This is a genomic window from Pseudomonas sp. ZS1P83, assembly GCF_054897825.1.
In genome coordinates this window covers 3,489,624-3,509,812 of the sequence record NZ_CM142706.1, presented here as the reverse complement: position 1 = coordinate 3,509,812, position 20,189 = coordinate 3,489,624, and the positions used below count along the sequence as shown (strand labels likewise).

Below are 20,189 nucleotides of genomic sequence, written 5' to 3'. Positions count from 1 at the left end.
GACGGGCGGCCTTTTTGGCCCTGTCTGTTCTATCGAGGGAAGCATCATGAAGCTCAAAATGACGGCGCTGTTGATCACGTCTTTAATGGTATTGGCCGGTTGCGACCAGGCCGAGAAAAGCGCTCAGCAATTGATGGGCAAGGCTGCCGAAACCGCCAAGCAGGCGATCGACGACACCCATAAAGCCGCAGAGCAGGCAATCAGTGATGCCACTGGCGGGCTGATCAGCAAGAAAGAACAACCGGCCAAAGAAACGGACAAAACCGAATCTTCGTCCCAGGAAATTTAAACCGTCTTAAAAAGAGTCAGGACTGACCCATGGAATACCTTTTAGAGCTTGCTGTAAGCCCCACCGCCTGGGTCGCCCTGGCCACGTTGATCGTCATGGAAATCGTGCTCGGGATCGATAACCTGATCTTCATCTCGATCCTGACCAACAAGCTGCCCGAGCAGCATCGGCAGAAGGCGCGGCGCATCGGCATCGGCATGGCACTGATTCTGCGACTGGCGCTGCTGAGCACCATTGCGTTCATCGTCCAGCTGACTGAGCCTGTGATCGATATCTTCGGCCATGCGTTCTCCTGGAAGGACATGATCCTGATCGCCGGTGGCCTGTTCCTGTTGTGGAAGGCGACCACCGAGATCCATCACAGCATGGACCCGGCACCGGATGACCCGAAGTCGGCTACTTCGGCCGTGACGCTGGGCTTCGCTGCCGCCATCGGTCAGATCCTGCTGCTGGACATGGTGTTCTCCATCGACAGCATCATTACCGCTGTCGGCATGACCGAGCATCTGCCGATCATGATCATCGCAGTGGTGGTGTCGGTGCTGGTGATGTTGCTGGCGGCTGATCCTCTGGCCAAGTTCATCAACGACAACCCGACGGTGGTGATGCTGGCGCTGGGCTTCCTGATCATGATCGGCATGACGCTGATTGCCGAAGGCTTCGGCGCCCACGTACCGAAAGGCTACGTCTACGCGGCCATGGCGTTCTCGGCGACGATCGAGGGTTTGAACATGATGTCGCGGCGGTCAAAGCAAAAGCGTGTAGCTACTGAAGCTTAACGGGCGATAAACGAAACGGCCGCCTGCGCTCGAAAGAGGGCAGGCGGCCGTTTTTTTTGCTGTTAAAAAAGTGCCAGTCAATGCGCGCTGGCGTGGTGTGCAGTGGTTTCATCCGTTTTCACCACCGGCGCCGATTGAGCAGGGTGGTGATGGTGCCGACGGGTAATTCGCAGGACTCCCCACAACATGGCGGCAGCAACGGCCAGCCAGCCAGAAATCAACATTGCAATGGTCATTGTCAGGCTCATCAGTGCCTCCTCTTCGCCCTGCCGCGGGCTCACACTCTTTGCAAAGGACAGTCTAGTCGCTGCTGTGTTTCAGGCTATTGACCAAAGGTCGGCTGTCACCAATCAGTTCGCTCTATCGAATGCAATCATCTGCCGGTTAAGGCTATACCGCTGTCGCTCGGCGTCCTATGATCGACGGCCAAGCCGGGCGCGCGAGTGTCTGGCGTCTAAATCAAGAGAGTGATGATGGTGCGGGTATTTTCTCGAATTCGATCTTTAGTGCTGGTCGTCGGCTGCGTTGCAGGTCTGGCTGGCTGCGCGGGGAGTGTGGCGCCTGAAATCAAGCGCCTGCCGGAGCGTGTCGAACTCAGTGGCACGTTCTACCGTGGCGTGGCGAATCAAAGCGGGCCCCAAGTGCTGGCCAGCATGTTGTCCCAGCAAGGCATTGTGATTACGCCAGGTTTGCTCGAAAAACCCTTGCATTTGCCGGGAGCCGAAGCCCAGTTGCAGCAGAACATGCAGAACCTTGCCCGTGAGTACGGCATGGTCGTCTATCCCCTCGACAGCAACCTGCCAGCGCTGTTGACCCAGGTCGCGGCTGGATATCCAGTGATGGTGCGCTTTACTGAAGGCTCGGCGTTCTGGGCTGAACCCCGTTACGCCATTCTTGCCGGGTACAACCGCCAAAAGCGCACTGTGCTGCTGCGCTCGGGAATGAATCGTCGGGAGTTGATGGGCTTCGGTTCGTTTGAATCGGCGCTCAAGGATGCCGGTGGCTGGGCCGTGCTGATCCAGAAGCCGAATCAGCTGCCGGCCAATGTCGATCACCAGCGATGGCTCAAGGCTGCGAGCGATCTTGCCCAGGCAGGTCAGGAGCAAGCGGCAGCCAGGGCGAAGAAAGCGCTGAACGCGCAGTAAGTCCGTTCGTCATCTGTCGGGCACCCCTGCGTTTTGCCGACTTCTAAGGTGTAGAGCCCGGATTTCTACGGGCTGTGAACAGGAGGCGCCCATGGCTCATTCCAATACCCCCGTCGGCCCGCACTCGTCCGAGCATTCGTCGGGTGATGAGTTGGGGTTCGACCCCGATTCACCGGACCTCGCCGATCCTCAGGTGGACCCCATCGGACCCGCCAAGGCCCCTAGGGATGTGAAGCCGGGCGACCATCCCAAGGCGCCTGCGAAGCCTTACGATCCACTCGCCGATCTGAAACCCTGAGCCTTAGTGAGGTGCGTATGTCTACCGATTCGAGTTTTAACGACAAACGTCCGGACAGTGTTCCAACCACCCCTGAAAACGACATCGATCCCGTGTTGGATCCGGACAGCCCGTTAAGGGATCCTCTGGCCAGACCTGTAGTCGTGCCGACGGAGCATCCACAGGGCTGGAAAGACCCAAGTACTGGGGACGGCATTCCGGACGACGATCAGATGCCGCTGCCCAATGATTAACGCAAGACGAAAAAAAGCCCCGAATGATCGGGGCTCTTTTGCTGTCGCTGACTTACTTTGACGCTTCAACAACGCCGCTCTGACGATGCTTGAGGTTCTTGTCGGATTTGTACTGCAAGGCTACAGACGGCACGTTCGCGCCCTTGCCGGTTTCCACCCAGCTGCGAATACGGCTTGCATCGGCAAAGTGTGTGTACTTGCCAAAGGCGTCGAGGATGACCAGTGCAACAGGGCGATTGCCCATGCTGGTGACCAGCACCAGGCAGTGGCCGGCCTCGTTGGTGAAGCCGGTTTTTGTCAGCTTGATGTCCCAGTTCGGCTTATTGACCAAATGGTCGGTATTACGGAATCCCAGGCTGTAGTTGGGTTTACGGAACGAGACGGTTTTTTCCTTGGTGGTACTTAGCTCGGTCAATAGTGGGTACTTGTGTGCGGCGATGAGCAATTTGCTCAGGTCGCGAGCCGTCGACACGTTACGTGGCGAAAGGCCGGTGGGTTCGACGTAATGGGTGCTGGTCATGCCCAGCGCCTTGGCCTTGGCGTTCATGGCGGCAATGAACGCGACATAACCGCCCGGATAGTGGTGGGCGAGGCTGGCGGCGGCACGGTTTTCAGAGGACATCAGCGCGATCAGCAGCATTTCCCTGCGCGGCATTTCGCTGTTGAGTTTGACCCGGGAGAACACACCTTTCATTTCCGGCGTATCGCTGATGTTGATGGAGATGTACTCATCCATGTTCTGTCGAGCTTCAACCACGACCAGCGCGGTCATCAATTTGCTGACCGACGCGATCGGCACGACCACGTCCGGGTTGCTGGCGAAAATGACTTTGTTGGTCTGCAGATCCATCAGCAATGCGCTACCGGAAGCGATCTTCAGTTGTTTGGTGTCACGTGGTGCCTCAGTGGTGTCGGCAGCATTGACCGTTGGCGTGATGAACGTCCCTGTAAATGCAAAAAATAGGCTCAGGATGGAAAGACGAATTTTCACGCTGGCAGACTCATAAGGTGTGGATTAGCCGTTTGTAACGGACTGTTTCTTAAAAACCGACGCATTTTAGGAGTATGGCTGAAGAACTGTCGATGGTTGTTCAATGAACAAGTGAAAGTCCTTGAAAACCCCTACAGAACAGCAGGTTTCCGGCGAGTGGTAGCGTTTTTTATCCGGTCAAAAAGAACCCGCCAATGGCGGGGTTCTTTTGTTCGTCGCTGATGTCGAAACGCGAACTCAGCTGTGCAGTGTTTCGGCTGCGTACAGCGTGTTTTCCAGCAGGCAAGCGCGAGTCATCGGGCCAACGCCACCCGGGACTGGAGTGATCCAGCCGGCGCGGGGCAGGGCGGTTTCGTAGATTACGTCACCGACCAGTTTGCCGTCTTCCTGGCGGTTGATGCCGACGTCGATCACGATCGCGCCTTCCTTGATCCATTCTCCCTTGACCAGCCCCGGCTTGCCGGCGGCGACCACCACCAGGTCGGCACGGCCAACATGGCCTGCCAGATCCTTGGTGAAGCGGTGGGTGACGGTCACGGTGCAGCCGGCCAGAAGCAATTCCATCGCCATCGGTCGGCCAACAATGTTGGAGGCCCCGACAACCACGGCGTCCATCCCGTAAAGATCGACACCGGTGCTTTCCAGCAACGTCATGATGCCTTTAGGGGTGCACGGACGCAGCAGCGGAATACGCTGGGCCAGGCGGCCGACGTTATAAGGGTGGAAACCGTCGACGTCTTTGTCTGGACGAATACGCTCCAGCAGTTTGGAGGCGTCCAGGTGTTCAGGTAATGGAAGCTGAAGGAGAACGCCATCAATCGCCGGGTCGTCGTTTAAACGATCAATCAGATCGGTCAGCGCTTCTTGAGTGGTTTCGGAAGGCAAGTCATAGGCTTGGGAAATGAAGCCGACCTCTTCACAGTCTTTACGCTTGTGCGAGACATAAACCTGAGAGGCAGGATCGCTGCCGACCAGGATCACCGCGAGACCGGGCGTGCGCAGGCCTTGCTGACGACGCTCGTTGACGCGTTTGGCGATCTGCTGGCGCAGGCTGGCGGCGATCGATTTGCCGTCGATTAGTTGTGCAGTCATTGCGCGTGATTAACCATCGAGAGGGGAAAAAAAGAGAACGCATTCTCGCATGTCATGAGGTAAGGGCAAAGGCGCTTGGTCTGCAAATTCCCCTAACCCCTTTAATTAAATGAATTTTTTTTAAAAAAGAGTTGACGACCTCCAGGCTCACCTATAACATTCGTCGCACTTGTCGGGCACAGCCTAGCACTGGTTAAGAAGGTCGAGCAGAGTTGATGTTTAATTCGGTGAGACTGAAAGCACTTAGTTTGTAATCGTCCAAGAATACAGATTAACAAGGCGCCCGTAGCTCAGCTGGATAGAGCATCCGCCTTCTAAGCGGATGGTCGCAGGTTCGAGTCCTGCCGGGTGCGCCATTAGGCAGCTTTGGCACAAGTAACGCAACATGGCAATATGGTGGGCGTAGCTCAGTTGGTAGAGCACGGGATTGTGACTCCCGTTGTCGAGGGTTCGATCCCCTTCGTCCACCCCATATTTAGAAAGGCGCCGGATTAACAGTCTGGCGCCTTTGCTTTAAAAGCTTGATGCGGATGTGGTGGAATTGGTAGACACACTGGATTTAGGTTCCAGCGCCGCAAGGTGTGAGAGTTCGAGTCTCTCCGTCCGCACCATTACAAGTAGCTATTTAATAGCAGAAAACGGCGCAGCACCTGAAAAGGGCTGCGCCGTTTTTGTTTTAGAAGTCTGGATTTTCAAAGCGGCCGCAGGTTCTGGGTCGAGAGGGCAGGTCGGGTCGTCGGATTTATGTTTCTCGATGATGCTGATTCGCCCGTTGATCCCCTCGTGGGGTCGACTGTCAGGGATGGAATGCCGATGGCTTCTATATATAGAAGGATTGGTGCAGAGCCCTGGCATGATTGGCTGTATTTGCTAACAGGGCCAGGCACAACCGTTTGTCCCCGTCTATAAATTGCCTGCTGCTTTTTTACCCGTTTTCAGTAGGGTGACTTCTTGAGTTTGACCCACTAGAATGCATGCCCTTGATTCTGGGGTCGGAAACGGCCGGCTAACGTCTGTGCAACGAGGAATATCCATGCAAGTTTCTGTTGAAAATACTTCTGCTCTTGAGCGCCGCATGAGCATCACCGTGCCGGCTGAGCGCATCGAGACTCAGGTCAACAAGCGTCTGCAGCAGACTGCCCAAAAGGCCAAGATTGCTGGCTTCCGTCCAGGCAAAGTGCCAATGAGTGAAATCAAGCGCCGTTTTGGTGCTGATGCGCGTCAGGAGGCCGTGGGCGATTTGATCCAGTCTTCGTTCTACGAAGCTGTTGTCGAGCAAAAGCTGAACCCGGCTGGCGCTCCTTCGATCGAGCCTAAATCGATGGAAGCCGGCAAAGATCTGGAATACGTCGCCATCTTCGAAGTGTTCCCTGAGTTCACCGTTGCCGGTTTCGAAGGTATCACTATCGAGCGTCTGAGCGCTGACGTGGCTGATGCCGATCTGGACAAAATGCTGGAAGTCCTGCGCAAGCAGAACACCCGTTTTGAAGTGGCTGATCGCGCCGCTCAAAACGAAGACCAGTTGAACATCGATTTCGTCGGCAAGGTCGACGGTGAAGTGTTCGCTGGCGGTTCCGCTAAAGGTACTCAGCTGGTTCTGGGTTCCGGCCGCATGATCCCTGGTTTTGAAGACGGTCTGGTTGGTGCTAAAGCCGGCGAAGAGCGCGTTCTGAACCTGACCTTCCCAGAGGACTATCAGAACCTCGACCTGGCAGGCAAAACCGCTGAGTTCACCGTTACCGTGAACACTGTTTCCGAGCCAAAACTGCCAGAGCTGACCGAAGAATTCTTCGCTCAATTCGGTATCAAGGAAACGGGTCTGGAAGGCTTCCGCACCGAAGTTCGCAAGAACATGGAGCGTGAACTGCGTCAGGCGATCAAATCCAAGGTCAAGAATCAGGTAATGGACGGTCTGCTGGCCACCAACCCGATCGAAGTGCCTAAGGCTCTGCTGTCCAACGAAGTTGACCGTCTGCGCGTGCAGGCTGTTCAGCAGTTCGGCGGCAACATCAAGCCTGAGCAACTGCCGGCCGAGCTGTTCGAAGAGCAAGCCAAGCGCCGCGTTGTGCTGGGTCTGATCGTGGCTGAAGTGGTCAAGCAATTTGACCTCAAGCCTGACGATGCCCGCGTTCGTGAAATGATTCAGGAAATGGCTTCGGCTTACCAAGAGCCTGAGCAGGTTGTGTCCTGGTACTACAAGAACGACCAGCAACTGAACGAAGTTCGTTCGGTTGTGCTGGAAGAGCAAGTTGTGGATACTGTTCTGCAGAAAGCTAGCGTGACCGACAAAGCGGTCTCTTACGAAGAAGCAGTCAAGCCGGTAGAAGCTCCACAAGCCGACTGATCGTTTTTGCGGTAAGAAGTACACACCATAAGCCAGCCTTCGTGCTGGCTTATGCGTATTCAAGACATAACTATTTGGGAGTGACTGCGAGACATGTCCCGCAATTCTTATTATCAGCAGAGCTCTGACATCCAGGCCGCAGGCGGCTTGGTCCCGATGGTTATCGAGCAGTCCGCCCGTGGCGAACGTGCCTATGACATCTACTCGCGTCTGTTGAAGGAGCGAGTGATCTTCCTGGTAGGTCCGGTAGAAGACTACATGGCCAACCTGGTTGCGGCGCAACTGCTATTCCTTGAAGCGGAAAATCCGGACAAGGACATCCATCTTTACATCAACTCACCAGGCGGCTCGGTGACTGCAGGCATGTCGATCTACGACACCATGCAGTTCATCAAGCCAGACGTGTCCACCACCTGTATCGGTCAGGCCTGCAGCATGGGCGCCTTTCTGCTCGCTGGTGGTGCCGCCGGCAAGCGTTTCTGCCTGCCGAACTCGCGCATGATGATTCACCAGCCGTTGGGCGGCTTCCAGGGTCAGGCGTCGGATATCGACATCCATGCCAAGGAAATCCTCCACATCCGTTCGCGTCTGAACCAGCTGTTGGCTCATCACACCGGTCAAAGCCTCGAAACCATCGAGCGCGATACCGAGCGCGACAACTTCATGAGCGCAGAGCGTGCGGCTGAGTACGGCCTGATCGACTCCGTGATCGACAAGCGTAAAATGCCCGCCTAAGCAGCCCAAATGTAGGTGGTCGGGTTAACTGACCGCCTGCGGACTTGAAAAAGCCCGCAATAGCCTTCATCTTGTGTTGCAAGCCTATCGGATTTGGATCGATCGAATGACTGACACCCGCAACGGCGAGGACAACGGCAAATTGCTCTATTGCTCCTTCTGTGGCAAAAGCCAGCATGAAGTGCGTAAGTTGATTGCCGGCCCCTCGGTCTTTATTTGCGACGAGTGCGTCGACCTGTGCAACGACATCATCCGTGAGGAGGTGCAGGAAGCCCAGGCCGAAAGCAGCGCGCATAAATTGCCTTCGCCTAAAGAAATCAGCGGCATCCTTGATCAGTACGTGATTGGTCAGGAACGTGCGAAAAAGGTTCTGGCCGTAGCGGTGTACAACCACTACAAACGCCTGAACCAGCGTGACAAAAAGAATGACGATGTCGAACTCGGCAAAAGCAACATCTTGCTGATCGGCCCGACAGGCTCGGGTAAAACCCTGCTTGCCGAAACACTGGCCCGCTTGCTGAACGTTCCGTTCACCATCGCCGACGCAACCACCCTCACCGAGGCGGGTTACGTGGGTGAAGATGTCGAGAACATCATTCAGAAGCTGCTGCAGAAGTGCGATTACGACGTAGAAAAAGCCCAGATGGGCATCGTCTACATTGATGAGATCGACAAGATCTCGCGCAAGTCTGACAACCCGTCGATCACCCGGGACGTTTCCGGTGAAGGCGTGCAGCAGGCCTTGCTCAAGTTGATCGAAGGCACGGTCGCTTCCGTTCCGCCTCAAGGTGGTCGCAAGCATCCGCAGCAGGAATTCCTTCAGGTTGACACCCGTAACATCCTGTTCATCTGCGGCGGCGCGTTCTCCGGTCTGGAAAAGGTTATTCAAAACCGTTCCACCCGTGGCGGCATCGGTTTCAACGCAGAAGTGCGTAGCAAGGAAGAAGGCAAGAAAGTCGGTGAGTCCCTGCGTGAAGTCGAGCCTGACGATCTGGTCAAGTTCGGTCTGATCCCGGAGTTCGTCGGTCGTCTGCCGGTACTTGCCACGCTGGACGAGCTTGATGAGGCTGCGTTGATGCAGATTCTCACCGAGCCGAAAAATGCTCTGACCAAACAGTATGCCAAGCTGTTCGAGATGGAAGGTGTGGACCTGGAATTCCGGGCCGACGCTTTGAAATCGGTCGCCAAGCGTGCCCTGGAACGCAAAACCGGTGCTCGTGGACTGCGTTCGATTCTCGAGGGTGTATTGCTCGATACTATGTATGAAATCCCCTCGCAATCCGAGGTGAGTAAAGTAGTGATCGACGAAAGCGTTATAGAAGGCAAGTCCAAGCCACTGTATATCTACGAAAACAGTGAGCCGGCTGCCAAGGCAGTGCCAGACGCCTAAGCGTCACGCTGCTGGAATAAAGAAGGGGCCTTCGGGCCCCTTTGCTTTTTGCGCGTTTTAACACCTTCTTTAAGCTTGTTTTTTTTGAAGGTAGCCCCCATCTTGGTTTCAAGCTCACTTCCATCTGTTTACGGCCTTACGGCCGCCGTAGAGGCGAAATCATGAAGACAACCATCGAATTGCCTCTCCTGCCATTGCGTGATGTTGTGGTTTATCCGCACATGGTTATCCCGCTGTTCGTGGGGCGCGAGAAATCCATCGAAGCCCTCGAGGCTGCGATGACGGGCGACAAGCAGATCCTTCTGCTGGCTCAGAGAAACCCTGCTGACGACGATCCCGGTGAAGACGCACTTTATCGAGTAGGTACCATTGCTACCGTTCTGCAGCTGCTCAAGCTGCCTGACGGCACGGTCAAGGTTTTGGTCGAAGGCGAGCAGCGGGGCGCGGTTGAGCGTTTCAGCGAAGTGGACGGCCACTGCCGTGCCGAAGTCTCATTGATCGACGAAGTCGACGCGCCGGAGCGCGAGTCGGAAGTGTTCGTCCGCAGCCTGCTGGCTCAGTTCGAACAATATGTGCAGCTGGGCAAGAAAGTCCCGGCTGAAGTCCTGTCGTCGCTCAACAGCATCGACGAACCGGGCCGCCTGGTCGACACCATGGCCGCGCACATGGCCCTGAAGATCGAGCAGAAGCAGGAAATCCTCGAAATTATCGATTTGTCGGCCCGGGTCGAGCACGTTCTGGCATTGCTGGATGCTGAGATCGATCTGCTGCAAGTCGAAAAACGCATTCGCGGTCGCGTTAAGAAACAAATGGAGCGCAGTCAGCGCGAGTACTACCTGAATGAGCAGATGAAGGCCATTCAGAAAGAGCTCGGCGACAGCGACGAAGGCCACAACGAAATCGAAGAGCTGAAAAAGCGCATCGATGCCGCCGGTCTGCCGAAAGATGCCTTGGCCAAAGCCCAGGGTGAACTGAACAAATTAAAACAAATGTCGCCAATGTCTGCGGAAGCGACCGTGGTCCGCTCGTATATTGACTGGCTGGTTCAGGTGCCGTGGAAGGCCCAGAGCAAAGTGCGCCTGGACCTAGCGCGCGCTGAAGACATTCTCGATGCCGACCACTATGGTCTGGAAGAAGTCAAAGAGCGGATTCTCGAATACCTCGCCGTGCAAAAACGCGTGAAGAAAATTCGTGGTCCGGTGTTGTGTCTGGTCGGTCCTCCAGGGGTGGGTAAAACTTCGCTGGCGGAGTCGATTGCTCACGCCACAAACCGCAAATTCGTGCGCATGGCCCTCGGCGGCGTACGCGATGAAGCGGAAATTCGTGGTCATCGCCGTACTTATATCGGTTCGATGCCAGGAAGATTGATTCAAAAGATGACAAAGGTCGGCGTCCGCAACCCGTTGTTCCTGCTCGATGAGATCGACAAAATGGGCAGTGACATGCGTGGCGATCCGGCGTCGGCGCTGCTGGAAGTGCTTGACCCTGAGCAGAACCACAACTTCAACGATCACTATCTGGAAGTCGACTACGACCTGTCCGATGTGATGTTCCTTTGCACCTCGAACTCGATGAACATTCCACCGGCGCTGCTGGACCGGATGGAAGTGATTCGTCTGCCGGGTTACACCGAAGACGAGAAGATCAACATCGCCGTCAAATACCTTTCGCCAAAGCAGATTACGGCCAACGGTTTGAAAAAAGGCGAGCTGGAATTCGACGCCGAAGCGATCCGCGACATCATCCGCTATTACACCCGCGAAGCCGGTGTGCGGGGGCTGGAGCGCCAGATTGCCAAGGTTTGCCGCAAGGCGGTCAAAGAGCATTCACTGGAAAAACGCTTCTCGGTGAAGGTCACGGCCGAGATGCTGGAACACTTCCTGGGTGTGCGCAAATTCCGCTACGGTCTGGCTGAATCGCAGGACCAGATCGGTCAGGTGACCGGTCTGGCGTGGACTCAGGTAGGTGGTGAATTGCTGACCATCGAAGCCGCCGTCGTGCCGGGTAAAGGCCAGTTGATCAAAACTGGTTCTTTGGGTGACGTGATGGTCGAATCGATCACAGCGGCACTGACCGTTGTCCGTAGTCGCGCGAAGAGCCTGGGGATTCCCCTGGACTTCCACGAGAAGCGCGACACGCACATCCACATGCCGGAAGGGGCGACTCCGAAGGACGGCCCTAGCGCCGGTGTAGGCATGTGCACGGCTCTGGTGTCGGCATTGACCGGGATTCCTGTACGCGCGGACGTTGCCATGACTGGCGAAATTACGCTGCGTGGTCAAGTACTGGCGATTGGTGGTCTGAAAGAAAAACTGCTCGCTGCTCACCGTGGCGGGATCAAGACCGTGATCATTCCTGAAGAGAACGTACGCGATCTGAAGGAAATTCCTGACAATATCAAGCAAGATCTGCAGATTAAACCGGTTAAATGGATTGACGAAGTCCTGCAAATTGCGCTGCAATACGCGCCGGAGCCCTTGCCCGATGTAGCTCCAGAGATAGTTGCAAAGGATGAAAAACGTGAGTCTGAATCTAAGGAAAGAATTAGCACGCATTAGTACGCATTTGCCTGGGGGCTTCCTTGACAGCTTTTTAGAGCCCTTGTTATAAAGCGGCTCTTAAGTGTCTGTAGGCCATTCAGCACTCGTTTTTGCTTTCACCAAAAAACTTAGAATCATACTCAAATAGATATAAGGGGACTTAGAGTGAACAAGTCGGAACTGATTGATGCTATCGCTGCATCCGCTGATATCCCGAAAGCTGCTGCTGGCCGTGCGCTGGACGCTGTAATCGAATCCGTCACTGGCGCTCTCAAGGCTGGCGACTCTGTTGTTCTGGTTGGTTTCGGTACTTTCTCCGTCACTGATCGTCCAGCTCGCATTGGTCGTAACCCACAGACCGGTAAGACGCTGGAAATCGCAGCCGCTAAAAAACCAGGTTTCAAAGCCGGTAAAGCACTGAAAGAAGCTGTTAACTAAGTTCGATTCAGGTTTTTGCCTATCCGGGTCGGGGTCATGCCTGACTTGGCAGCGGAGCGGTAGTCCAGTCGGCGAGTCGCCGATCCGAGACGCCGAGGCTCGCAAGTTCGAGTCATCGGTCCGCTCCGCCAGTTACGAGAAGGCGCATCCTCGGATGCGCCTTTCTTCTATCCGGATTCTACCCACGCTCCACGGTTGCCTAATTTTGAAGTTCAACCGTTTCTGGGGGACGCATGCTGCAGAATATCAGGGACAATTCACAAGGCTGGATTGCCAAGACCATTATCGGGGTCATCGTTGCACTGATGGCTTTGACCGGTTTCGACGCCATCTTCAAGGCCACGACGAACAGTAATGATGCGGCCAAGGTCAACGGCGAAGAAATCAGCCAGAACGAACTGAGCCAGGCGGTCGACATGCAACGCCGTCAGCTCATGCAACAGCTGGGCAAGGATTTCGATGCTTCCTTGCTCGACGAAAAAATGCTGCGCGAATCGGCCCTCAAAGGCTTGATCGATCGCAAGCTGCTCCTGCAAGGCGCAGAAAACTCGAAGTTCGCTTTTTCCGAAGCTGCTTTGGACCAGGTGATCCTGCAAACGCCTGAATTCCAGGTTGACGGCAAGTTCAGCCCTGAGCGTTTCGACCAGGTTATTCGCCAACTCGGCTACAGCCGCATGCAATTCCGCCAGATGCTGGCTCAGGAAATGCTGATCGGTCAGCTGCGCGCTGGTCTGGCGGGTAGCGGTTTCGTCACCGACGCACAGGTTCTGGCATTCGCCCGTCTGGAAAAACAGACCCGCGATTTCGCTTCCCTGAACGTCAAGGTTGACCCGGCGGCTGTGAAGCTGACCGACGTTGAAGTCAAAGCCTACTATGACGAACACGCCAAGGAATTCATGACGCCGGATCAGGTGGTCATCGATTACCTCGAGTTGAAAAAGGCTTCCTTCTTTGATCAGGTCAGCGTCAAGGACGAAGACCTGCAAGCGGCGTATCAGAAAGAAACTGCGAACCTGTCCGAACAACGCCGGGCCGCGCACATTCTGATCGAAGTGAATGACAAGGTGACCGAAGCGCAAGCCAAGGCCAAGATCGAAGAGATCCAGGCACGTCTGGCACAAGGCGAGAAGTTCGAGGCCCTGGCCAAAGAGTTCTCCCAGGACCCTGGTTCGGCGAACAACGGCGGTGACCTCGGCTATGCAGGTCCTGGTGTCTACGATCCAGCCTTCGAAACAGCGCTGTATGCGTTGGCCAAGGATCAGGTCTCGACGCCGGTTCGCACCGACTTCGGCTTTCACCTGATCAAACTGTTGGGTGTGGAAGCACCTGAAGTGCCGACGTTAGCGAGTTTGAAAGACAAGCTGACCCGTGAGCTGAAAACCCAGCAGGTCGAACAGCGTTTTGTCGAGGCGACCAAGCAACTGGAAGACTCGTCGTTCGAATCCTCTGATCTGGCTCAGCCGGCGCAGGACCTGAAGCTGACCGTTCACACCTCCAAGCCGTTCGGCCGTGAAGGTGGCGAAGGTGTTACGGCCAACCGTGCCGTGGTCACTGCTGCGTTTAGCCCTGAAGTGCTGGATGAGGGTGCCAATAGCACCGCCATCGAGCTCGACCCGGAAACCGTGATCGTGCTGCGCGCCAAGGAGCACCTGAAACCTGCGCAACTGCCGCTCGAAAGCGTTGCTGCCAGCATTCGCGTGCAATTGGCCAAGGAGCACGCCAGTGCTGCCGCCAAGACCAAGGCTGAAGAGCTGATTGTCAGCCTGCGCGATGGCAAGACACCGCTGGACAAGGCAATCGACGGCCAGAACTGGAAAGTTACCCAGGCAGCCACTCGTGGCCAGGAAGGGGTTGACCCAACCGTATTGCAAGCGCTGTTCCGCATGCCGAAGCCGGCAGCCAAGGACAAGCCGACCTTCAATAGCGTGACCCTGGCCGATGGTAGCCTGGTGATCGTTCGTCTGAACGCCGTGAACGAAGCCGCTACGCCGACTGAAGAGGAGAAGGCTCAATACCGTCGCTTCCTCGCCTCACGCATTGGCCAGCAAGACTTTGCGGCTTACCGCAAACTGCTGGAAAGCCAGGCTGAGATCAAGCGCTTCTGATGCCTGACTGAGCTTGTCGCGACACAAAAACCCTAGCCGAAAGGCTGGGGTTTTTTAGGGGCGAAACAAATGCAGGGCGGGTTACCCGTCGCCTGGGTATTTACCGTGCGACTTTTTCCTGTAAATGACAGTCAGTAGACGTGTAACTGTTTTAGGCACTAATCGATACTCCGCTAAGCATCGATCTGTTGCACAATACGCCCCGGACCGTTTTCCTCAGGATGTTCAATGTTTAAATCATTTCCCATGCGTGTTGCCGGGTTGGCGTTGTTGCTGGCCGCCGCTGCCGGCTGCTCGTCGAAGAAAGCCCCTATCTATGAGCATGAGAACTTCGATGACTCCGGAACGTTTTCGCGCAGCTACCCTGTGACTGATGCGCAGACGTGCGAAGCCGCCCGTCGGGCGTTGCTCAGCCAAGGCTACATCATCACCAGCTCCGACCCGAAACTGGTCAGCGGACACAAAAGCTTCCAGCAGACTGGCGAGAGCCACTTGGAGATCAGCTTCAGTGTGGTCTGTGCCGATGATGGCAGTGAGGGGCTCCACGCGACCATGTTCGCCAACGCCCTGCAGGACCGCTATGCGCTGAAGAAGACCAATAACTCCGCCAGCGTTGGTGTGGGCGTGCTGGGTTCGGTGTCGATGCCGATCGGCTCGTCCGACGACTCGATGGTCAAGGTTGCCAGCGAAACCGTATCGTCGCCCAAGTTCTACGAGCGTTTCTTCACCTTGGTCGAATTGTTCCTGCCGCCGGAAGCGAAAAAGGCCGCGCACATCAAGGAGAAGCCGAAACCTGATCTCGGCGTGCCTGAACCCAAGGCCGCACCGGCACCTGCGGCAGAACCCGCGCCGGCACCCGCCGAAGCCGCTCCAGCAGCCTCTGAGCCGGTCGCACCGCCGGCCGAAGCCGCTCCGATTGCTCCGGCCGAGAACACCGAACCGTCCCCGGCCACGGAAACTGTCACTCCGCCGCCGCAATCAAGCCTGCCTCCACCCACCGAGCCTATTTCGGCCATTCCTGCTTCTGGCCGTTAATCGGTTCTTGCGCTGTGGGATCGGGTCAGACGACATCGATTGCGCAGCGACTTTCAAGATTGATCCACGTCAACTCAGGCCGTAGTCCTACGGCCTGTATCGAAAAAATCCTGTGATAAATTCCTGACCGCCTGCTACGTTTTATTAAGTAGCCGCTGAGCAGCGTGCCTGCGTCATTTTTCTTTCACGTGGGCACTTTATGCTCGGGGTGCTGGTCATTTATTCAAGCGTTTTTTTCAACGAGTTGTGGGAGATTTAAGATGGACGAATATCAAGAAGAGTTGCTTGAGTATCAGGCATTTGAACTGGATCCGCTGGAGCCGGCTGAAGACGCTACCGAGCTGTAAGCGTCAAGCGGATTGGCGATGACTGCGGCGAAACTCGCCGGGTGTCTGGCCGCTCCAGCGTTTGAAGGCGCGTTGAAACGCTTCGGCTGAGGCAAAGCCCAGCAGGTAGGCGATTTCTCCGAACGCGAGTTCGGTATCGCGGATGTAGGTCATGGCCAGGTCGCGACGTGTGTCGTTGAGAATCGCGCGAAATTGCGTGCCTTCCTCGGCGAGTTTGCGGCGCAAGGTCCAGGTTGGCAGCTTCAGGCGTGCCGCCACTTCTTCCAGGTCGGGTTCCCGCCCACCATTGAGTAACGGCCCCAGTAACTGAGTGATACGTTCACGCAGGCTGCGGGTGCGTGTCAGTTGCTCCAGTTCCCGTTCACACAGTTGCAGCAGGTGTCGCCAAGTGCTTGGGCAATGTTGCGGGTTACGCTGTGCGAGGCTGGCAAGGCTCAAGCGCAGTTGATTGTGTTCGCAGCCAAACTGGATCGGACAGTCACCCAGCACCTCATAAGCTTTGCGGTAATCCGGTTCATCAAACTCGATTTCGATGCGCTCGGCCCGCAACGGGGCAGGGCTTATGCTGGACAATTGCTGCAACCAGCCAGCGATGATTGAGTCCACCACGAAGCGGTTGTAGGCGTTGTAAGGGCTGATGGAATAGAACCGGAGCCAGGCGCCTTGGGCGTCTTCGTGAAAGCTCGATTGCCCGCGATAGTTGGAGCCATATAAGGCTTCGAAGCGAATCAGGCAGCGCGCTGCTTCTCGCACCGTCGGCGCCTGGGTGGCGGTAACCCCGGCCAGGCCGGCCTGGCTCAGGCGACTGAGTTGACCCATGCGCAAACCAAGTGCCGGGTTGTCGGTCAGTTGAATGGCGCTGTGACCCAGACGCATGTAGCGCGGGATCGAGAGCCGGGCGCCTGCTTCGCTCAGGCGAGCCGCGTCGAGGCCGTATTGCTCGAGCAGCGTCTGAGGGTCTACACCGTGGCTGCGCACGGCGTCGGCCAGGCTATGAACAAAGCCCACCGACAGATCGCCGAGCCGCATCGGCAACGGTTTCATCGGTTACAACCAGAGGTTCAGCAAGCGCGCGCCACGGGCATTGCCGTCGGCGAACTGCTGCCCGTTGCTGCTGAGAAAACTTTGACCGGCGCTGCCTTGATCCCAGAACTGACCGCGCAGGAACACGCTCATGCCGGCGATTGCCTGGCTGCTGGGCGGTTGAGCGGTGAGCGTAAGACGATGCCAGGCTTGGCCTTCACTGAGCTCCCCGGCCTTGAGACTGACGGAGCCAGGTGTCGATAACCCCTTGTAACCACGCCACGGTTTATCCCAGGTGCCGCGCCCGACCACAAATGCCGGGACCGCGACGAACTGCGCACCCTGATAGTCGAGCTTGCGGTAATTGTCCGGGTACCAGCTGTCGCTGCCGATCAGCACACCCAGGCGTCCGGCCGGGGTGTCGACGACGTTGAGCGTATGCTCGCCATTGGCTGCGATGACTTCATGTTCATCGAAAATCGGATGCATCTGACGCTGGGGCTGGCCGATCGGCAGGCCATCGCGGCCGAACACCACGGTGCTGTTGTACAACGCTCCGCGGCCGATTTTCAGGGTGCCGTCAATGACGCTAGGCTCGGGCAGCACGATGGAGCCCGCCACCAAGGTCACGTGGAACTCTTTCGCCAGACCACCAAACAGTGCCTGGTAGTCTTTGGCCATGCCTTTGGCTTTCATGCGCAGGTGCGCGTCGTCCAGACGGCTGTCGCCCTTGGCACTGATTAGCGCGCGGACGAACTGCAAGGGATTGCTCACCGCCAGCCAGTTCATAGCTTCCTTGAGCGTGGTGGCCTGGTACAGCTCATCTTTCTCGCCGCTGACCATCAACCAGGTGCCGACATGTTCGGGCAGTACGACGATGGTTTTTTCATTCAGCAAGTCCTGGTCCTGAGCCTTCTGCAAATAGGCCGCCAGCTTGCGGTGCAAGCGCTCGGGGCTTTGGTAGTCGGTGGGAAACAGCTCGGGCTGGATGCCCAGCAAATTGCCGCGATCAGCGGGCGTGCCTTGGTCGACCGCAAGATTGATTCGCAGGTCCGACAGGTAATGACCCACCGGACGGTCCGCGGCCCACATTGCGTAGGTCGTAAGGGCGGCAATGAATGCCATGGAAAAGGTCAGGTACAGAAGTTTGCGCATGGGGAAACAGTCAACGGCCGTGTGCAGGGTTCGCGACTAGGGTAGGGCGCATGCCGGCACTTGCCAAGGGGCGCTGCACATTTGGATCAATAAGTTGTCAGTTACGGTCATTGAGTGACGGCGGCGCGACTCTTAGTCTGTTCAACATGACTGATGGGGGCCGTAGAGCTCCTGCACTTTTCCGTGATCGCTCGATGTGGAGTTACCGATGGCCGCCGCTCATTACCCGCACCTGTTGGCCCCGCTGGACCTGGGTTTTACCACGCTGCGCAACCGTACCCTGATGGGGTCGATGCACACCGGTCTTGAGGAAAAGCCCGGCGGTTTCGAGCGCATGGCGGCGTACTTCGCCGAACGTGCCCGTGGCGGCGTTGGCCTGATGGTCACCGGTGGTATTGGCCCGAACGATGAGGGCGGGGTGTATTCCGGCGCGGCTAAACTAACCACCGAGGAAGAAGCGATCAAGCACCGGATCGTCACCCGCGCGGTGCACGAGGCGGGCGGCAAGATCTGCATGCAAATCCTTCACGCCGGTCGTTATGCCTATAGCCCGAAACAAGTCGCGCCGAGTGCCATTCAGGCGCCGATCAACCCGTTCAAGCCAAAAGAGCTGGACGAAGAAGGCATCGAGAAACAGATCAGCGATTTCGTCACCTGTTCGACCCTGGCGCAACAGGCCGAGTACGACGGCGTCGAGATCATGGGCTCCGAAGGTTATTTCATTAACCAGTTCCTCGCCGCCCATACCAACCACCGTACTGACCGCTGGGGCGGCAGCTATGAAAACCGTATGCGCCTGCCGGTGGAAATCGTCCGTCGGGTGCGTGAAGCCGTAGGCCCGAACTTCATTATTATCTTCCGCCTGTCGATGCTCGATTTGGTGGAAGGCGGCAGCAGCTGGGAAGAAATCGTCCAGTTGGCCAAGGCCGTCGAACAGGCCGGTGCAACGATCATCAACACCGGCATCGGCTGGCACGAAGCACGGATCCCGACCATCGCCACCAAAGTGCCGCGCGGCGCGTTCAGCAAAGTCACGGCCAAGCTGCGTGGCTCGGTGAGCATTCCGCTGATCACCACCAACCGCATCAACACCCCGGAAGTCGCCGAGCAGATTCTGGCCGAAGGCGATGCCGACATGGTGTCCATGGCGCGGCCGTTCCTCGCCGACCCGGACTTCGTCAACAAGGCAGCGGCCGGCCGTGGCGATGAAATCAACACCTGCATCGGTTGCAACCAGGCGTGCCTGGACCACACCTTCGGCGGCAAGTTGACCAGTTGCCTGGTGAACCCGCGCGCCTGCCATGAAACCGAACTCAATTACCTGCCGGTGCAACAGATCAAGAAAATCGCTGTGGTCGGTGCCGGTCCTGCGGGGCTGTCGGCGGCTACCGTGGCTGCCGAGCGCGGGCATCAGGTGACGCTGTTTGATTCGGCCAGCGAAATTGGTGGCCAGTTCAACATCGCCAAGCGCGTGCCAGGCAAGGAAGAGTTCTTTGAAACCCTGCGCTACTTCAATCGCAAGCTACAGACCACCCACGTCGAGGTGTGCCTGAACACCCGCGTCGATGTCGCACAGTTGGTAGACGGCGGTTACGACGAGATCATTCTCGCCACCGGCATCGCCCCAAGAACCCCGGCGATTCCGGGCGTCGAGAACGCCAAGGTGCTGAGCTACGTGGACGTGATCCTTGAGCGCAAATCGGTGGGCAAACGTGTCGCGGTGATCGGCGCCGGTGGTATCGGATTTGATGTGTCAGAGTTTCTGGTTCACCAGGGCGTGGCCACCAGCCAGAATCGCGAGGCGTTCTGGAAGGAGTGGGGCATCGATACGCATCTGGAAGCGCGCGGCGGTGTCGCCGGCATTAAGGCTCAACCCCATGCCCCGGCTCGTGAAGTGTTCCTGCTGCAACGCAAGAAATCCAAGGTCGGCGACGGCCTGGGCAAGACCACCGGCTGGATTCACCGCACGGGGCTTAAGAACAAGCAGGTGCAGATGCTCAACAGCGTCGAGTACCTGAAGATCGACGACGAAGGTTTGCACATCCGCATCGGCGAAACCGGCGAGCCGCAAGTGCTGCCGGTGGACAATATCGTGATCTGTGCCGGGCAGGATCCGCTGCGCGAATTGCAGGAGGGTCTGGTGGCGGCCGGGCAGAACGTGCATTTGATTGGCGGCGCGGATGTGGCGGCGGAGCTGGATGCCAAGCGCGCTATCGACCAAGGGTCGCGTCTGGCTGCGCAGCTGTAATC

General features: G+C 56.9%; 17 protein-coding genes, 3 tRNA genes and 1 pseudogene. 16 read left to right on the top strand and 5 right to left on the bottom strand.

All coding sequences use genetic code 11. The features are described 5' to 3' along the window. Positions 1-46 precede the first annotated feature (46 nt). Together ACYZT0_RS16800 and ACYZT0_RS16795 are read left to right on the top strand one after the other, a co-directional pair. Entirely contained in the window at positions 47-289 is a 243-nt protein-coding gene (locus ACYZT0_RS16800) for a hypothetical protein (RefSeq protein WP_462042191.1), read from the top strand. Between the two features lie 29 nt (positions 290-318). Continuing rightward, positions 319-1,068 carry a TerC family protein gene (locus ACYZT0_RS16795; protein ID WP_462042190.1) on the top strand — a complete coding sequence of 250 codons (750 nt, stop codon included), beginning with the start codon at positions 319-321 and terminating at the stop codon, positions 1,066-1,068. Between the two features lie 77 nt (positions 1,069-1,145). On the opposite strand, the gene ACYZT0_RS16790 is transcribed toward ACYZT0_RS16795, so the two are convergent. Then, positions 1,146-1,316 (bottom strand): hypothetical protein, encoded by a 171-nt coding sequence (locus ACYZT0_RS16790; protein ID WP_462042189.1) that lies wholly within the window; start codon positions 1,314-1,316, stop codon positions 1,146-1,148. 167 nt (positions 1,317-1,483) lie between these two features. Between ACYZT0_RS16790 and ACYZT0_RS16785 the strand changes: the two are divergent. The 3 genes and pseudogenes from ACYZT0_RS16785 to ACYZT0_RS16775 all read left to right on the top strand — a co-directional run bounded on the left by ACYZT0_RS16785 (position 1,484) and on the right by ACYZT0_RS16775 (position 2,744). Then, positions 1,484-2,213: pseudogene (locus ACYZT0_RS16785) on the top strand (peptidase C39 family protein). A gap of 91 nt (positions 2,214-2,304) precedes the next feature. Next, on the top strand, positions 2,305-2,511 hold the full coding sequence (locus ACYZT0_RS16780; protein ID WP_462042188.1) for a DUF6021 family protein: 207 nt from the start codon (positions 2,305-2,307) through the stop codon (positions 2,509-2,511). Positions 2,512-2,528: 17 nt separating this feature from the next. Next, positions 2,529-2,744: a hypothetical protein gene (locus ACYZT0_RS16775; RefSeq protein ID WP_462042187.1), complete on the top strand. Its 216-nt coding sequence runs from the start codon at positions 2,529-2,531 to the stop codon at positions 2,742-2,744. A gap of 52 nt (positions 2,745-2,796) precedes the next feature. On the opposite strand, the gene pbpG is transcribed toward ACYZT0_RS16775, so the two are convergent. Next, positions 2,797-3,735: a D-alanyl-D-alanine endopeptidase gene (gene pbpG, locus ACYZT0_RS16770; RefSeq protein ID WP_462042186.1), complete on the bottom strand. Its 939-nt coding sequence runs from the start codon at positions 3,733-3,735 to the stop codon at positions 2,797-2,799. 237 nt (positions 3,736-3,972) lie between these two features. Next, entirely contained in the window at positions 3,973-4,827 is an 855-nt protein-coding gene (gene folD, locus ACYZT0_RS16765) for a bifunctional methylenetetrahydrofolate dehydrogenase/methenyltetrahydrofolate cyclohydrolase FolD (protein WP_282376466.1), read from the bottom strand. Between the two features lie 279 nt (positions 4,828-5,106). Between folD and ACYZT0_RS16760 the strand changes: the two genes are divergently transcribed. The 10 genes from ACYZT0_RS16760 to ACYZT0_RS16715 all read left to right on the top strand — a co-directional run bounded on the left by ACYZT0_RS16760 (position 5,107) and on the right by ACYZT0_RS16715 (position 15,414). After that, positions 5,107-5,183: transfer RNA gene (locus ACYZT0_RS16760), tRNA-Arg, on the top strand. 40 nt (positions 5,184-5,223) lie between these two features. Further along, positions 5,224-5,299, top strand: a tRNA-His gene (locus ACYZT0_RS16755). A gap of 54 nt (positions 5,300-5,353) precedes the next feature. Then, a tRNA-Leu gene (locus ACYZT0_RS16750) sits at positions 5,354-5,438 on the top strand. Between the two features lie 422 nt (positions 5,439-5,860). Then, positions 5,861-7,171, top strand: coding sequence for a trigger factor (gene tig, locus ACYZT0_RS16745; RefSeq protein WP_462042185.1), 1,311 nt, complete (start codon positions 5,861-5,863; stop codon positions 7,169-7,171). Positions 7,172-7,264: 93 nt separating this feature from the next. Continuing rightward, the gene (gene clpP / locus ACYZT0_RS16740) at positions 7,265-7,906 is read left to right on the top strand and encodes an ATP-dependent Clp endopeptidase proteolytic subunit ClpP (RefSeq protein WP_105344076.1); all 642 of its coding nucleotides are present in this window, start codon (positions 7,265-7,267) and stop codon (positions 7,904-7,906) included. Between the two features lie 106 nt (positions 7,907-8,012). Beyond that, entirely contained in the window at positions 8,013-9,296 is a 1,284-nt protein-coding gene (gene clpX / locus ACYZT0_RS16735; protein WP_462042184.1) for an ATP-dependent Clp protease ATP-binding subunit ClpX, read from the top strand. 161 nt (positions 9,297-9,457) lie between these two features. Beyond that, positions 9,458-11,854 carry an endopeptidase La gene (gene lon, locus ACYZT0_RS16730; protein WP_462042183.1) on the top strand — a complete coding sequence of 799 codons (2,397 nt, stop codon included), beginning with the start codon at positions 9,458-9,460 and terminating at the stop codon, positions 11,852-11,854. Between the two features lie 147 nt (positions 11,855-12,001). Continuing rightward, positions 12,002-12,274 carry an HU family DNA-binding protein gene (locus ACYZT0_RS16725; RefSeq protein ID WP_002552737.1) on the top strand — a complete coding sequence of 91 codons (273 nt, stop codon included), beginning with the start codon at positions 12,002-12,004 and terminating at the stop codon, positions 12,272-12,274. A 233-nt stretch (positions 12,275-12,507) separates the two neighbouring features. Next, positions 12,508-14,379 carry a SurA N-terminal domain-containing protein gene (locus ACYZT0_RS16720; RefSeq protein ID WP_462042182.1) on the top strand — a complete coding sequence of 624 codons (1,872 nt, stop codon included), beginning with the start codon at positions 12,508-12,510 and terminating at the stop codon, positions 14,377-14,379. A gap of 228 nt (positions 14,380-14,607) precedes the next feature. After that, entirely contained in the window at positions 14,608-15,414 is an 807-nt protein-coding gene (locus ACYZT0_RS16715; protein WP_462042181.1) for a DUF2242 domain-containing protein, read from the top strand. A 350-nt stretch (positions 15,415-15,764) separates the two neighbouring features. On the opposite strand, the gene ACYZT0_RS16710 is transcribed toward ACYZT0_RS16715, so the two are convergent. Together ACYZT0_RS16710 and ACYZT0_RS16705 are read right to left on the bottom strand one after the other, a co-directional pair. Next, positions 15,765-16,805 carry an AraC family transcriptional regulator gene (locus ACYZT0_RS16710; protein ID WP_462042180.1) on the bottom strand — a complete coding sequence of 347 codons (1,041 nt, stop codon included), beginning with the start codon at positions 16,803-16,805 and terminating at the stop codon, positions 15,765-15,767. Positions 16,806-16,808: 3 nt separating this feature from the next. After that, on the bottom strand, positions 16,809-17,939 hold the full coding sequence (locus tag ACYZT0_RS16705; RefSeq protein ID WP_462042179.1) for a carbon-nitrogen hydrolase family protein: 1,131 nt from the start codon (positions 17,937-17,939) through the stop codon (positions 16,809-16,811). A 208-nt stretch (positions 17,940-18,147) separates the two neighbouring features. On the opposite strand from ACYZT0_RS16705, the gene ACYZT0_RS16700 reads away from it, so the two are divergent. After that, positions 18,148-20,187, top strand: a complete 2,040-nt coding sequence (locus ACYZT0_RS16700) for an oxidoreductase (RefSeq protein ID WP_462042178.1) — start codon at positions 18,148-18,150, stop codon at positions 20,185-20,187. Positions 20,188-20,189 lie beyond the last annotated feature (2 nt).